The 15046-nt window shown below is 65.9% G+C and carries 11 protein-coding genes; 8 read left to right on the forward strand and 3 right to left on the reverse strand.

Annotated elements, in window-relative coordinates; genetic code table 11:
• Positions 1-133 precede the first annotated feature (133 nt).
• The 3 genes from AUL28_RS05885 to AUL28_RS05895 form a co-directional block, all read right to left on the reverse strand.
• The gene (locus tag AUL28_RS05885; RefSeq protein ID WP_062230975.1) at positions 134-1225 is read right to left on the reverse strand and encodes a polyamine ABC transporter substrate-binding protein; all 1092 of its coding nucleotides are present in this window, start codon (positions 1223-1225) and stop codon (positions 134-136) included.
• A gap of 113 nt (positions 1226-1338) precedes the next feature.
• Positions 1339-1878 carry a GNAT family N-acetyltransferase gene (locus tag AUL28_RS05890; protein ID WP_062217639.1) on the reverse strand — a complete coding sequence of 180 codons (540 nt, stop codon included), beginning with the start codon at positions 1876-1878 and terminating at the stop codon, positions 1339-1341.
• Positions 1875-2693 (reverse strand): aspartyl/asparaginyl beta-hydroxylase domain-containing protein, encoded by an 819-nt coding sequence (locus tag AUL28_RS05895; RefSeq protein WP_082640281.1) that lies wholly within the window; start codon positions 2691-2693, stop codon positions 1875-1877. The genes AUL28_RS05890 and AUL28_RS05895 overlap by 4 nt, the downstream gene beginning before the upstream one ends.
• 196 nt (positions 2694-2889) lie before the next feature.
• Between AUL28_RS05895 and AUL28_RS05900 the strand changes: the two genes are divergently transcribed.
• The 8 genes from AUL28_RS05900 to AUL28_RS05935 form a co-directional block, all read left to right on the forward strand.
• Positions 2890-4413: a glutamine synthetase family protein gene (locus tag AUL28_RS05900; RefSeq protein WP_244493421.1), complete on the forward strand. Its 1524-nt coding sequence runs from the start codon at positions 2890-2892 to the stop codon at positions 4411-4413.
• A gap of 10 nt (positions 4414-4423) precedes the next feature.
• Complete coding sequence (locus AUL28_RS05905; RefSeq protein ID WP_062230976.1) at positions 4424-5713, forward strand: NAD(P)/FAD-dependent oxidoreductase; 1290 nt, start codon at positions 4424-4426, stop codon at positions 5711-5713.
• A 93-nt stretch (positions 5714-5806) separates the two neighbouring features.
• Positions 5807-6430 (forward strand): biliverdin-producing heme oxygenase, encoded by a 624-nt coding sequence (locus AUL28_RS05910; protein ID WP_156419899.1) that lies wholly within the window; start codon positions 5807-5809, stop codon positions 6428-6430.
• The gene (locus AUL28_RS05915; protein WP_062230978.1) at positions 6427-9027 is read left to right on the forward strand and encodes an HWE histidine kinase domain-containing protein; all 2601 of its coding nucleotides are present in this window, start codon (positions 6427-6429) and stop codon (positions 9025-9027) included. The genes AUL28_RS05910 and AUL28_RS05915 overlap by 4 nt, the downstream gene beginning before the upstream one ends.
• 123 nt (positions 9028-9150) lie before the next feature.
• Complete coding sequence (gene zwf / locus AUL28_RS05920; protein WP_062230979.1) at positions 9151-10629, forward strand: glucose-6-phosphate dehydrogenase; 1479 nt, start codon at positions 9151-9153, stop codon at positions 10627-10629.
• A gap of 8 nt (positions 10630-10637) precedes the next feature.
• Positions 10638-11339, forward strand: a complete 702-nt coding sequence (pgl, locus tag AUL28_RS05925; protein ID WP_062230980.1) for a 6-phosphogluconolactonase — start codon at positions 10638-10640, stop codon at positions 11337-11339.
• Between the two features lie 97 nt (positions 11340-11436).
• Positions 11437-13254, forward strand: coding sequence for a phosphogluconate dehydratase (gene edd, locus AUL28_RS05930; protein WP_058635049.1), 1818 nt, complete (start codon positions 11437-11439; stop codon positions 13252-13254).
• A 239-nt stretch (positions 13255-13493) separates the two neighbouring features.
• On the forward strand, positions 13494-15046 hold a 1553-nt coding region (locus tag AUL28_RS05935), incomplete at its 3' end, for a nucleoside-diphosphate sugar epimerase/dehydratase (protein WP_062230981.1).

Raw genomic sequence — 15046 nt, forward strand, 5'->3', positions numbered from 1 at the left:
CGAACTGCGCCCCGCGCCGACTTGTCTGAGAGAACGGCGCAGGAAGGGTTCTCCCCCTGCCCGCGCCGCTATGAATGATGGACAAGGGCCCGCATCACCGGCCCCCTTCTGCTTCGCCGGATCGCCCCGCAGCTTACTGCCCGGTTTTGACCGTGGTGAAGGCACGCGTCACCATGCGCTGGGCGCGGGCGTCATAGGGCTTCTTGACATAGAGCGTCTTCAGCGTCGCCTCGTCGGGATAGATCGAGGTGTCGTTCAGGATCGAGGGGTCGATGAACTTCTGCGAGGCGAGATTGCCATTGGCGTAGCTGACGAAATTCGTCGCCTTGGCCGCCACTTCCGGGCGCATCATGTAATTGATGAACTGGTGCGCGGCGTCCACATGCGGCGCGTCCTTGGGAATCGCCATCTGGTCGAACCACATCATCGTGCCCTCGTGGGGAATGAAATAGCCGATCTCGACGCCGCGCCCCGCCTCCTTGGCGCGGGAGCGGGCCTGGAACACGTCGCCCGAGAAGCCGACCGCCACGCAGATGTCGCCATTGGCGAGCGCGTTGATATATTCGGAGGAATGGAAGCGCCGGATATAGGGGCGCACCTTCATCAGCAGCGCCTCGGCCTTGCCGATGGATTCGGCGTCCGACGCGCTCGGGTCGAGGCCGAGATAGCTGAGGGCGGCCGGCATGATCTCGCCCGGCGCGTCCAGCATGTCGATGCCGCATTTCGACAGGGCTTCGGCGTTCTTCGGGTCGAAGACCAGCGCCCAGGAATTGAGCGGCGCGTCGGGCAGCAACTCCTTCACCTTCTGGATGTTGTAGCCGACGCCCGTCGTGCCCCACATGTAATTGACGGAATAGGCATTGTCCGGGTCGTAGGCGGCGACGCGCTCGGTCACCACCGGCCACATGTTGGAAAGGTTCGGCAGCTTCGACTTGTCGAGCTTCTGGAACACGCCGGCTTGGATCTGGCGCAGCATATATTCGGCCGAGGGCACCACGACGTCATAGCCGCTGCCGCCGGCCAGAAGCCGCGTTTCCAGGATCTCGTTGGAATCGTACACGTCGTAGACGACGCGAATGCCGGTTTCCTTGGTAAAGTCGTCGATGATCGACGTGTCGATATAGTCCGACCAGTTGTAGACGTTGAGAACTTTTTCCTGCGCGGCGGCACCGCCTTCGGTCAGTGCGGCCAAAGCCAGTCCAAGGGACAGGGCGGTGTGTCTCATCGGGTCGGACCTTTTCATGCGATCAAGGCAGCCACCTCGGCGGCGCGGCCAATATCGACAAGCCAGTCCGTGATTCCTAGCCCCTGTGCCGAATTTCGACGCTTGTCTCTTTTTCACGCAGCCGGGCTGGGCGCCAGCGGCGGCCGGATCATGTAGACCGCACCCTCGCCATAGGTCGCGAGCTTTTCCGGCTCGAGCGCCAGCGAGGGTGGGGCGAAGCCGAAACGGCTCCAGTAGGGTGCTGTCCCATAGACGGACACCAGCATGACGGGCATGACCGCGCCATCGGCGAGGCTCAGAACATGGGCAACGGCCGCGTCCGCCAGACGCCGGCCGCGCCAGTCCGGCAGGATCGCGACATCGTGGATGTAGAGAGCGTCGGCCTCGGGCAGAAGCGCGCCGAGCATTGTGTCGAGCGGGGGCGGCGCGCCGAGGGGGGCGGGATAGGCGAGTGCGTAGCCGACGATCCGCCCGTCCGGAAGGGCAGCCACGAGACAGCCTTCCGGGAAGAGCGCCAGACGGTCGTGATAGACGTGGGCCCCTTCCGGGAAGGTCGGATGCACGATATCGGCGACCGCCATGACATCGGCGACATCGCCCGTTGTCATGGCTCGCCAGACGACCGCCAGCCCTGCCGCCGCCGCTTCGCTCATCTGTGCTTGCGCCCTTCGCCGTAGAACATCTTCTCCCAGGCCTTGTGTGCCTTGTAGCCCTCGCGAATGAAGGGCGTGAACATGGCAAGATTGAGCACCGCCTTGTTGGTGAGATTGGCGGGGAAGCGCAGCGGCTTCTCGAAATCCACGAAAAGCACCACGCGCACCTTGTCGGAATGATTCCAGGCCTCGTGCTCGTAGGCGTCGTCGAAGATCAACGCCTTGCCCTCTTCCCAATGGCAGGTCTGGTCCGACACGCGAATGCCGATCTTGTCGGGCTCGGGCGGCACGACGAGGCCGAGATGGAAGCGCAACACGCCATTATAAGGGCCGCGATGGGGCGGCAGATGCTTGCCCGGCTCGAAGATCGAGAACATGGCCGACTTCATGCCCGGAATTTTCTGGAGGATGCGCCAGGTCTCCGGGCATTGGCGGATCGCCTCTTCCGACTTGATGCCGTAGCCGCAGAGGAAGAACGTCTTCCAGTTCTTGTCGGACGAGATCGAGCGCACTTCCGAGGAAATCTCGTGAAAGGCCGGCAGGTCGCCCTTGCGCACCAGAACCTTGTCCAGCTCGGCGCGGATCAGGTGCCACTCGCGCTCCACTTCGCGCGCCCAGGGGAAGGCGTCGGTCGGATAGACCGCCGGATTGCCGACCGCAGAGTGCCTGAGATTGAGGCTTTCGGCCCCGTCCACGAGCTTCTGCACCATGCGCGCCGCCGTCCCGGCGCGCGACATCGTGTCTTCGAGGCCTTCGGTCTTCAGCTTCTGCTGGCTCGTATCGGTCATGCGCTTCACCGCGAATGCGGCCTCCATGCCCGCCACTTGGCGGCTTTCCCCTGAGATAGCAGCTTCGATGTCATTTCCATGACAAAACCGGCTGTGCCGCATCGAAACCGGCTTTTCCAGTGCCTTCTCATGGTCGAGGAGCGCTTTCTCGTGGTCGAGGGCGCTTTTCGGGCGAGAGGGAGCCCGCTATGGTCGAGGGATCGACAATTCCGCGCAGGATCGCATGGCAGATCGCACACGGCCTCCCAAACCCGAGCAGGCGTTCCCGTCCAAGATCAAGCGGGACAAGCCCAAGCGCCGGACGACGGAACCCGCCGGAGCGGGCGGGCGCATCGGCCTGACGCGCCGCGAGCCGCAGCCCGAGCGGCCGCATTTTCTGGATGCGCGGCGCGGCGTGCGCTCCATGGCGGAAGCCGGGGAATGGCTGCGCGCGCGCGGCATTGAGGATGTCGAATGCATCACGCCCGATCTGGCCGGCGTGGCGCGCGGCAAGATGATGCCGGGCAAGAAGTTCACCGGCAACACCTCGCTGGCCCTGCCCTCGGCGCTGTTCATGCACACGATCTCGGGCGAATACCCGGACGAGACGGGCGAGTTCCGCTATTCGCCCAATGACGGCGACCTGAAGCTGGTGCCCGATCTCTCGACGCTTTCGGCCGTGCCCTGGGAAACCGATCCGACGGCGCAGGTCATCTGCGATCTCGTGGACACGGCGGGCGAGGCCGTAGCCTACACCCCGCGCAACGTGCTGAAGCGCGTCGTCTCGCTCTATCACGAGCGGGGCTGGACGCCGATCGTCGCGCCCGAGATCGAGTTCTATCTCGTCTCGAAGAATGTCGATCCCGACTATCCGCTGACCCCGCCCATCGGCCGCTCGGGCCGGCAGATTTCCGGCGGGCAGGCCTATTCGATCGGCGGCGTCAACGAATTCGACGAGCTGATCGACGACATCTACCACTTCTCGGACGCGCAAGGGCTGGAGATCGACACGCTGATCCACGAGGATGGCGCGGCCCAGCTCGAAATCAACCTGCGCCATGGCGATCCGGTCGAGCTGGCCGATCAGGTCTTCATGTTCAAGCGCACGATCCGCGAAGCGGCGCTCAAGCATGACATCTACGCCACCTTCATGGCCAAGCCGATCCAGGGCCAGCCGGGCTCGGCGCTCCATATCCACCAGTCGGTGGTGGACCGCAAACACGGGCACAACGTCTTCTCGCTGAAGGATGGCGGCCCCTCGCCGCTCTTCTTCCACTTCCTGGGCGGAATGCAGCGCTACGTGCCGGCCGCGCTGGTCATGATGGCGCCCTATGTGAATTCCTACCGCCGGCTGACGCATGGCATGTCGGCCCCCACCAACAATGCCTGGGGCTACGACAACCGCACCACGGCGTTTCGCGTGCCGACCTCCGACGCCTCGTCGCGACGCGTCGAAAACCGTCTGCCCTCATCAGACACGAACCCGTATCTGGCGCTTGCCGCCTCGCTCGCCTGCGGCTGGCTCGGCATGGTCAACGGCGTCGAGCCCGACCAGCCCACCGACCGCACCGTCAACGAGGACGGGGTGATCTCGCTGCCGCGCGGTCTTCTGGAGGCGGTCGCCGCCTTCGAGGCGGAGGAAGCGTTCCACGACGTGTTCAGCCGCGAATTCGTCGGCACCTATGCCGGGATCAAGCGCGGCGAGTTCGAAACCTTCATGCAGGTGATCAGCCCCTGGGAACGCGAATTCCTTCTCCTCAATGTCTAAGGGGGCCTCGATGAGCGCGCCCTATCAGTCCCCCATTTCACCCGGCCGCTCGTGGTACGAGGACTCAGTGGGCGAGCGCCCGCGCTATGCCCGGCTCGACGGCTCGCTCGACGTCGATACCCTGATCGTCGGCGGCGGCTTCACGGGCCTGTCGGCGGCGCTGCATCTGGCCGAGCGCGGCGTCAGCGTCGCGCTTCTAGAGGCAGCGAGGCTGGGCGACGGCGCCTCCGGGCGCAATGGCGGCCAGTTCGGCACGGGCCAGCGGCAATGGCCGGAAGATCTGGAAGCGGACATCGGGCTGGAGCGCTCGCGCCAGCTTTTCCAGATGGCGGAGGACGCCAAGGCCCATCTCCACGAGATGATGGCGACGCGCGGCATCGAAGCCGATTATCGCCCCGGCCAGCTCTCGCTGGTTCATAAAAGGCGCTATATCGAAAGCTATCGCCGCCACGCCGACATCCTGGCCGAGCGCTACGACTATCCCCACGCGCGCTTCTTGACCCAAGCCGAGGCGGCCGAGCGTCTCGGCTCGCCGGCTTATCACGCCGGCCTTCTCGACACGGGTACGGGCCATCTCCACCCGATGAAGCTGCTGGTCGGCACGGGCCGGGCGGCCTCACGCGCCGGCGCGCGTCTCTTCGAGGAGACGCCGGTGACGAAGATCACCCACCAAGGCGGGCGGATCGAAGCGGAAACGCCCTTCGGCACGGTGCGCGCGGCGCGCGCGCTTCTGGCCGTCAACGCGCATGGCGGCACGCTCGACCGGGGTAATGCCGCTCATGTCATGCCGATCCGCTCCTTTATCGCCGCAACGGAGCCTCTGGCCGAGCCGGACCGCATCCTGCCCGGAAACGAGGCCGCCGACGATTCCCGCTTCGTCGTGCGCTATTTCCGCAAGACGCCGGACAACCGGCTCCTGTTCGGCGGCCGGGAAGCCTATTCCTCTGCGGAAGGGGATATCGTTAGCCAGATACGAAAGCAGGTCCGATCCATCTGGCCTCATTTGGCCGATGTCCGGTTCACCCATGGCTGGGGCGGGTCGGTCGGCGTTACCTTGCCGCGCATGCCCTATGTCGCAAGTCCGCAGCCCGGACTGACCGTCATCGGCGGGTTCTCGGGCCATGGCGTGCTTCTTTCGCATTACACAGGCCGGCTTTATGCCGAAAGGGTGCTGGGCAACCAGGATCGGTTGGCCGAGTTGGAGGCGCTGCGGATTCCCGCCTTTCCGGGTGGAACCGCCCTTCGCGCGCCGCTCCTGTTCCTCGCTATGACGTGGTACGCGTTGCGCGATCGTTTTTGACGAGATGCGCTTGTGTCTTGCACCAGACAACAGTTCGCTCCAATTACAGTGAAACTGACGCGGCTTTGGTCGCCCCTGTTTCGAGGACGAGCCTTGCCGAGCGAAGCGACCCGTGATGCCTGTGCAACGGAGCCGACATCCGCCCCGCGGTTGCGAGATCGCCTGCGCGCGGAAACACGCGCTGCGCACGAAGCGCTCGACGCCGAGTTCTCCGACATGCTGCAACCGGGCGCCGAGGGTCTTTACGCCCGCTTCCTCCTGACCAACCGTGCCGGCCATGCGGCGCTGGAACCCGCACTTCTGGCCAGCCCTCTCGCGCAGCTGCGCGACGGCGCATGGCAGGCCGCTGGACGGCTCGACGCGCTGGAGGCCGACTGCACGGCGCTGCGCCTGCCCGCATGGTCCGGCCCCGCCTTCGCGGTGCAGACCCCGAACCTGTTCGAAGCGCTGGGCATGGCCTATGTCCTGGAAGGGTCGCGCCTGGGCGCGGGGTTCCTCTTGAAGGCCTTGCGCCGGCAGGCGCCGGGTGCCGATCGGCCGGTCCACTATCTCGAAGCTTCCAGCGATCCCGAGCCGTTTCGCCGCCTGCTGGCCTTGATGAACGCGCAATCGCCATCCACGGACGAGGCCGACAGCACGATCGAGGCGGCCAACCGCACGTTTCGCCATTTCCGCGCTCTGGCCGAGGGCGCACGGACCAGGATGACGATCTCTTGAGCAATCTCAGAGCCCCGCGGGACCACGAGGTCGATCTGACCAATTGCGATCGCGAGCCGATCCAATTCCTGGGCTGCATCCAGAATTTCGGCTTTCTGGTCGGCGCGTCGATGGATTGGCTGATCGAACGCGTGTCGGCCAATCTGCCCGCCTTCGTGGACCGCGAGCCAGACGCGCTTCTGGGCGAGCCGCTTCTCTCGCTGTTCCCCGAGACGTCGGTTCATGCCATTCGGGGCCGGCTTCAGATCCTCTCGTCCAGCGATGGTGTGGAGCGCCTGTTCGGCTTCGACCTGTTCAGCGACGGGCGCACCTTCGACGTGGCGATCCACGTGTCCAGCGGAACGATCGTGATCGAGGCCGAGCCCGCGACGCGCGCCTCCGGCATCAATCCCGGCGCGCTCATCAAGAGCATGATCTCGCGCGTTCAACGCACCGAGGGGCTCGAAGGGCTTTACCGCGAATGCGTGCGCCAGTTGCGCGGCATTACCGGCTTCGACCGCGTGATGCTCTATCGCTTCGCCTCGTCCGGCGCGGGCTCGGTGGTGGCCGAATCCGTGCGCTCGGGCCTCGGCTCGTTTCTGGGCCTCAACTATCCGGCCGCCGACATTCCGGTTCAGGCCCGGCGTCTCTACGTCCAGAACCAGATCCGCATCATCGCCGATGTCGGCGCGGTGCCGGTGCCGGTGCTGCCCGAGCTGGACCCGCACGGGCGCCCGCTGGACCTCTCCCTCTCGGTCCTGCGCAGCGTTTCGCCCATCCATATCGAATATCTTTCCAACATGGGGGTCTCCGCCTCCATGTCGATTTCGATCGTGATCGACGGCAAGCTCTGGGGCCTGTTCGCGCTCCATCACTACGCCCCGCGCTATCTCACCATGGAGATCCGCAGCGCGACCGAGCTGTTCGGGCAGATGGTGGCGCTGATCATCGACGGGCGTCTCTACAAGGAGGCCAAGCGGATCGACGAGGTGGCGCGCGATCTGCACGACCGCTTCATCGCCAAGCTCGTCGCCGCCTCGCCCTCGCTGGAGACGATCTCGGATTTCGCCGAGGACATGCGCGAGATGGTGCCCTGCGACGGCTTCGTCGTCTGGGCCAAGGGCGAAGAGAAGACCCACGGCACCGGCCTGTCGCGCGAGGAATTGCAGTCCCTGACGCGCTTTCTCAACCGCGCGGGGTCGGGGCGCATCTACGCCACCGACGAGCTTTCGACCTTCCATCCGCCGGCCGCCGACTACAGGAGCCGCGTGTCCGGCGTTCTGGCCATTCCGATTTCGCGCTCGCCGCGCGACTATATCCTCTTCTTCCGCCGCGAGATCGTGCAGACCGTGAGCTGGGCCGGCGATCCCAAGACCAAGGAGCGGATGATCGGGCCGAACGGCGCGCGGCTGACCCCGCGCAAGAGCTTCGAGGCCTGGAAGGAGACCGTGGTCGGCAAGTCGCTGCCCTGGACCGAGAGCGAGCTGAGGGCGGGCGAATCCCTGCGCGTCTCGATTCTGGAAGTGCTCCTGCGCTTCAACGAGGAAAGCGAGCGCCAGCAGCATCTAGCCGCCCAGCGCCAGGAGCTGCTGATCGCCGAGTTGAACCACCGGGTGCGCAACATTCTCAGTCTGATCCGCGCGCTGGTGGTCCAGTCCAAGCCGAGCGCGGCGGATGTGGACAGTTTCGCCCGCATCATCGGCGGGCGCATCCAGGCGCTGGCCCGCGCCCACGACCAGATCACCAGCGAGCAGTTCTCCTCCACGTCCCTTCAGGACATCGTGCGCACGGAGGTGATGGCCTATATTGGCGCCAAGCAGGATCGCGTGCATCTGGAAGGGCCGGATGTCTATGTCGAGGCCATGGCCTTCTCGACGCTAGCCCTCGTGTTTCATGAGCTTGTCACCAATTCCGCCAAATATGGCGCGCTGTCCGACTCCTCGGGCAGCGTGCGCGTGATCTGGCGGATCGGGGAGGACGGGGCCTGCCATATCGAATGGATCGAGAACGGTGGCCCGCCCGTGCCCGCGCCCAAACGGCGCGGCTTCGGCTCCACCATCATCGAGCGCTCGATCCCGCACGACCTCGGCGGCGAGGCCGAACTGGATTTCCGCCTGTCGGGCCTGCGCGCGCGCTTCCGCCTGCCGTCGCAGGTGTTTCATCTCGTGGCCATCGCCCCGCTCCCGTCCTCCGCCGCCACCGCATCCAAGGAGCCCGTGACCATGTCGTCCGCGTCCAACCTCGACAGTCTTGAAGGTCTTCGCGCCTTGATGGTCGAGGACAACATGATCATCTCGCTCGATGCCGAGCAGCTCCTGATGGATCATGGGGCGTTGGAGGTGCATGGCGCGGCGAGCGTGGCGGACGCGCGCAAGATCCTCGACCTGCACGAGGTCGATGTGGCGCTGCTCGACGTCAATCTCGGCAGCGAGACCAGCTTCGCCCTCGTGCCCGACCTCACACGCCGCAAGATCCCCTTCGTGTTCGTCACCGGCTATGGCGAACAAATCGAATTGCCCGAGGACGCAGCCAAGGCTGGCACCATCAAGAAGCCGTTTGATGCGCGCGAACTGGTGCAGGCCATCGCCCATGCCGTCACCAGGGCAAGAAACGGATGAACCGTTCGCCGCGACCAGATCGTCCTCCCGGACGGCCCGGCTCGGCTTTTCTTGTTAAATCGATTAGATTATAGCCTGTCCGAGGCCGCGACCGGCGGGCGCCCTTGAGGAGATGTCGATTTCGTGTCCAGCCAGATCATTCCTGTCGAGATTTTCGACTACATCGTCTTTGGCGGCAACGGCGATCTCGCCGAACGTAAGCTCCTGCCCGCCCTCTATCATCGCGACCTCGACGGGCAGATTCCGCTAGGGGCTCGAATCATCGGCGCGTCGCGAACCGCGCTGTCGGACGAGGCCTATCGCGACTTCGCCCGCAAGGCGCTGGACTCCTTCGTCGCCGCCGGGGACCGCAACCCGGAGGCGGTCGAGCGCTTCCTGTCGCGCCTCTTCTACCGTCAGGTGGACGTGAAGGGCGATGCGGGCTGGGCCGAGCTGAAGTCGCTTCTGGACGAAGCCGAAGACAATCGCATCCGCGCCTTCTACATGGCGGTCAGCCCCTCGCTCTTCGCCGACATCGCCTCGCATATCAACACGCTGGGCCTGTCCAACGACCGCACGCGCCTCGTGGTCGAAAAGCCGGTCGGGCGTGACCTCGAGTCCGCCAAGCGCCTGAACGCGCTGATCGGCGAGCATTTCCGCGAAGATCAGGTCTTCCGCATCGACCATTATCTCGGCAAGGAAACCGTGCAGAACCTCATGGCTCTGCGCTTTGCCAATATGCTCTACGAGCCGCTCTGGAACTCGGCCTTCGTGGATCACGTGCAGATCACGGTCGCCGAAAGCGTCGGCCTGGAAGGGCGCGCGGGCTATTACAACACCGCCGGCGCCATGCGCGACATGGTGCAGAACCACATTCTCCAGCTCGTCTGCCTCGTGGCGCTGGAGCCGCCTTCGGCTATGGACGCCGACGCGCTGCGCGACGAGAAGCTGAAGATCCTGCGCTCGCTCAAGCGCATCGACGCCAGTAACGTCGAACACGTCACCGTGCGCGGCCAGTACAAGGCCGGTGCGTCCAATGGTGGCGCGGTGAAGGGCTATCTGGAAGATCTCGGCGAGCCGACCAGCGACACCGAGACTTTCGTCGCCATCAAGGCCGAGATCAACAATTGGCGCTGGGCCGGCGTGCCCTTCTATATCCGCACGGGCAAGCGCCTGTCGGAGCGCATGAGCGAGATCGTCGTGACCTTCCGCCCGATCCCGCATTCGATCTTCGACAACGCCGCCGGTCACGTTCAGCAGAACCAGCTCGTCATGCGCCTTCAACCCGACGAGGGCGTGAAGCAGTGGCTGATGATCAAGGACCCCGGCCCGGGCGGCATGCGCCTGCGCCATGTCCCGCTGGACATGACCTTCGCCGAGAGCTTCCATGTCCGCAATCCGGACGCCTATGAGCGTCTTCTAATGGACGTGATCCGGGGCAACCAGACGCTGTTCATGCGCCGCGACGAGGTTGAGGCCGCGTGGGAATGGGTCGATCCCATCCTCAAGGCCTGGGAAGAGCGCAGCATGAAGCCGCAGGGCTACACGTCGGGCACCTGGGGTCCCTCTTCCTCGATCGCTCTAATCGAGCGTGACGGGCGCACCTGGCACGAGCCGGATTGAGCGCGCCCATGACGATCAAGCGCCACGACTATCCCACGCGCGAGGCGCTGGCCGAAGCTATGGCCAGCGGAATCGCGGCGGTTCTGGCGGGCGGCATCGCCACGCAGGGCTCGGCGGTTCTCGCCGTGTCCGGCGGCTCGACGCCCAAGCTCCTGTTCCGCCATCTTTCCGCGACCGACATCGACTGGTCTCGGGTGACGGTCGTCCTCGTGGACGAGCGCTGGGTGCCCGAAACCTCCGATCGGTCCAACGCGGCCCTCGTGCGGGACAATCTCCTGCGCGACCGGGCGGCAGTGGCGCATCTCGAGCCCTTCTATATCGAGGGGCTGGACGCGCTGGAGGCGGTGGGCGAACTGTCGCAGAAATTCGGCGCGTTCCAGCGCCCCTTCGACGTCGTGATCCTCGGCATGGGCACGGACGGGCACACGGCCTCCTTCTTTCCCGGCGGCAACCGTCTGGCGGCGGCGATCGACCCGGCCAACCCGGACGCGGTGATCGCCATCGAGGCGCCCGGCGCGGGCGAGCCTCGCATCACCTTGACCCTCGCCCGGCTTGCCGACGCGCGTTTCCTGGCGCTTCATATCGAGGGTGAGGAAAAGCAGGTGGTGCTGGAGCGCGCCCTGGAGAATGGCCCGGTCGAGGACATGCCGGTGCGCGCCATGCTGCGAGCGCCGCGCGAAGAGCCGATCCAGGTCTTCTGGGCTCCCTGAAGAGCCGATCCTTGCCTGGTGCGGGGTCCGCGCCGGGCCATTCGTTCCGGGCCGACGCGTGAAACAAGCGCCGGCCCCTACCCAGTGAGGTGACGTCATGGCCGCCATTGCCCGCATCGAGGAGATCACGGCTCGTATCCGCGAGCGGTCCGCGCCGACGCGCGAGCCCTATCTCGCGCGCATCGAGGCCAAGGGCGCGGCCGGCCCCCGGCGCAACCGCTTGCATTGCGGCAATCTCGCCCATGGTTTCGCCGCCTGCGGGCCGACCGACAAGGAGCGCCTGACCGGCAGCGAGACGCTGAATCTCGGCATCATCACCGCCTATAACGACATGCTCTCGGCCCACCAGCCCTACGAGACCTACCCTGAGATGATCCGCCAGACGGCGCGCGAAATGGGCGCGACGGCGCAGGTCGCGGGGGGCGTTCCCGCCATGTGCGACGGCGTCACGCAGGGTCAGACGGGCATGGAACTGTCGCTCTTCTCGCGCGACATCATCGCCATGTCGGCCGCCGTCGGTCTCAGCCACGACATGTATGACGCCGCCGTCTATCTCGGCGTCTGCGACAAGATCGTGCCCGGCCTCGCCATCGCCGCGCTGACCTTCGGCCATCTGCCGGCGATCTTCGTGCCGGCCGGGCCGATGACGACGGGCCTGCCGAACGACGAGAAAACCCGCATCCGCCAGCTCTATGCCGAGGGCAAGGTCGGGCGCGACGCGCTGCTGGAGGCCGAGTCCAAGAGCTATCACGGGCCGGGCACCTGCACCTTCTACGGCACGGCCAATTCCAATCAGATGCTGATGGAAATCATGGGCCTGCACACGCCGGGCTCGTCCTTCGTCAATCCGGGCACGCCGCTGCGCGACGCGCTGACCCGCGAGGCGACGCGCCGCGCCCTGTCGATCACCGCGCTCGGCAACGAATACACGCCCGCCGGCCTCGTGGTGGACGAGCGCGCCGTGGTCAACGGCGTCATCGGCCTCCATGCCACCGGCGGCTCGACCAATCATACGATGCATCTCGTCGCCATCGCCGCGGCGGCCGGCATCCAGCTGACCTGGGCCGATATCTCCGAACTCTCCGACCTCACGCCGCTGCTCGCCCGCGTCTATCCGAACGGTTCGGCCGACGTGAATCATTTCCAGGCGGCCGGCGGCATGGGCTACCTGATCCAGGAACTCCTGAAGCACGGGCTCCTGCATGACGACGTGCGCACCGCCTGGGGCACGGGCCTCGGTGGCTACACCGTCGAAGCGCGGCTGGGCGAGGACGGGCATTCGGTGATCCGCGTGCCGGCCCCCGAGCACAGCCACGATCCCAAGGTTCTGACGACGCCTGAGCAGCCCTTCGCGCCCAATGGCGGCTTGAAGATGCTGGACGGCAACATGGGCAAGGCCGTCATCAAGGTCTCCGCCGTGAAGCCCGAGCGCCGCGTAGTGGAAGCGCCGGCCCGCGTGTTCCACGACCAGGACGATCTCCAGCGCGCCTTCAAGGCGGGCGAGCTGACGGGCGATTTCATCGCCGTCGTGCGCTTCCAGGGGCCGAAGTCGAACGGAATGCCCGAGCTTCACAAGCTGACGCCCTCGCTTGGCGTGTTGCAGGATCGCGGGCAGAAGGTCGCGCTGGTGACGGACGGGCGCATGTCCGGTGCCTCGGGAAAGATTCCCGCCGCCATCCACGTGACGCCGGAAGCGGCCGAGGGCGGCGCGATCGGGCGCATCCGCGACGGCGACATGATCCGTCTCGACGGCGAAACCGGCGCGCTGGAAGTTCTGGTGGATGCCGCCGAATTCGGCGCGCGGCCGCTCGCGGAAGCCGATCTCTCGGCTAACGAGTTCGGCCTCGGGCGCGAGCTGTTCGCCGTGTTCCGCCGCGCGGTCGGCCCGGCCGACCGGGGCGCCAGCGTTTTTTAACTACCTCACCGGGCGTTCCCCGTAAGCATCCGCCGGGCGATTTCCTCTTTCGCTGGCAATAGGCTAGACGAAGGCTCGAAGCGTCAGGCTAGGCTCTTTTGGAGCCCGCCTTGCGCGCTCGGGCCTTTGTCGCGTCCGGGCATAAGAAGGCAAGGCTTGCGGGACCGGACGCGTGCGCCGCCCCGCAGGCGCGAGGCGGGAGCGATCTCCGCTTCGAGAAGAGATTGGGCTCATTCGGCATGTCGCGTTCGTCCCGCATCAAGCTCCCGCGCGGATCGCTCCGTTCGTTCGGCATCGTGCATGACGTGGTGGTGGCCGCGCTCGCCATCAGCCTCTCGCTGACGCTGGCCTTCGATTCCTACGCGCTGACCCATTCCTGGCAGATCTGGGCGATGATCGGCGGCTTCACGGCGCTCTCGGCCGCGATGTTCCCGCTCTTCTCGCTCAACAGCGGCGCATGGCGCTATGCCTCGCTGCTCGACGTTGTGTCGATCGTGAAGGCCGCGACGGCGATCAACGTCGTCTTCCTGATCGCCAATTTCATCCTGTTCCGGGGCGAGTATTTCCCGCGTTCGGCCTTCATCATGACCTGGTTCATCATGATCGTCGGTCTCGGCGGCCCGCGCCTCGCCTACCGGCTCTACAAGGAGCGCGGCCTGTCGGAGCGCTTCTTCGAGACGGCTTCGGCGCGCGAGCGCCCGCAACATATCCTGCTCTACGGCTTTTCCGACAATGCCGATCTTTTCATCCGCAACGCGCGCCGCTCGCATCACAGCCCGCATATCGTCGGCCTGATCGATCCGCTCGCCAAGAACCGCCGCCGCCAGTTGCACGGGCTGCGCGTGCTCGGCGCGCTGGACGATCTGCCCGAGGTCGTGCAGCAGGCCGAGCACGGCGCGACGCCGATCACACAGATCATCGTCACGCAGACCAACATCTCCCCCGCCGATCTCTCCCGCGTGGTGGAGAGTGCCGCCCCGTTCCAGATCGCGGTGAAGCGCCTGCCAGATATTTCCCGCGCGGGCGGCGTCGATGCCGACAAGCCGATCGAGGCTCTGCCCGTCTCGCTGGAAGACCTTCTCGGGCGCACCGAAGTCGAGCTCGACACGGCGGAAGTGGCGCGGCTCATTCGCGGCCGCGGCATCGCCGTGACCGGCGCGGGCGGCTCGATCGGCTCGGAACTCGTCAACCAGATCGCCGCCTTCGCGCCGGGGCGTCTGATCCTCGTGGATGCTAACGAGTTCAATCTTTACTCCATCGGCAAGCGCATGGAGGTCCACCACCCCAGCGTCGAGGTGGTGGAGCGGATCGTGGACGTCCGGCAGGCCGACCGCGTGTCGCGCCTCTTTGCCGAGTGGCGGCCGGAGGTCATCTTTCACGCCGCCGCGCTGAAGCATGTCCCGATCGTCGAGGACAATCCGCTGGAGGGGATCGAGACCAATCTCCTGGGCTCGCGCAATGTCGCGAACGCGGCGCTCAGCTGCGGCGCGACGGCCTTCGTCATGGTTTCCACCGATAAGGCGGTGAACCCGACCAATGTCATGGGCGCGACCAAGCGCGCGGCGGAAGCCTATTGCCAGGCGCTCGACCTTGCGGGCTCGGGCACACGCTTCATGACCGTGCGCTTCGGCAATGTCATGGGCTCGGCGGGTTCGGTGATCCCGCTGTTTCAGGCGCAGCTATCGCGCGGCGGGCCGCTGACCGTGACCCATCCCGACATCACGCGCTTCTTCATGACGATCCCCGAAGCCTCCCGCCTCATTCTCCACGCCGCAGGCCACGGGCTCGGCGC

This window comes from Aureimonas sp. N4 (assembly GCF_001463925.1).
Lineage (GTDB): Bacteria > Pseudomonadota > Alphaproteobacteria > Rhizobiales > Rhizobiaceae > Aureimonas > Aureimonas ureilytica_A.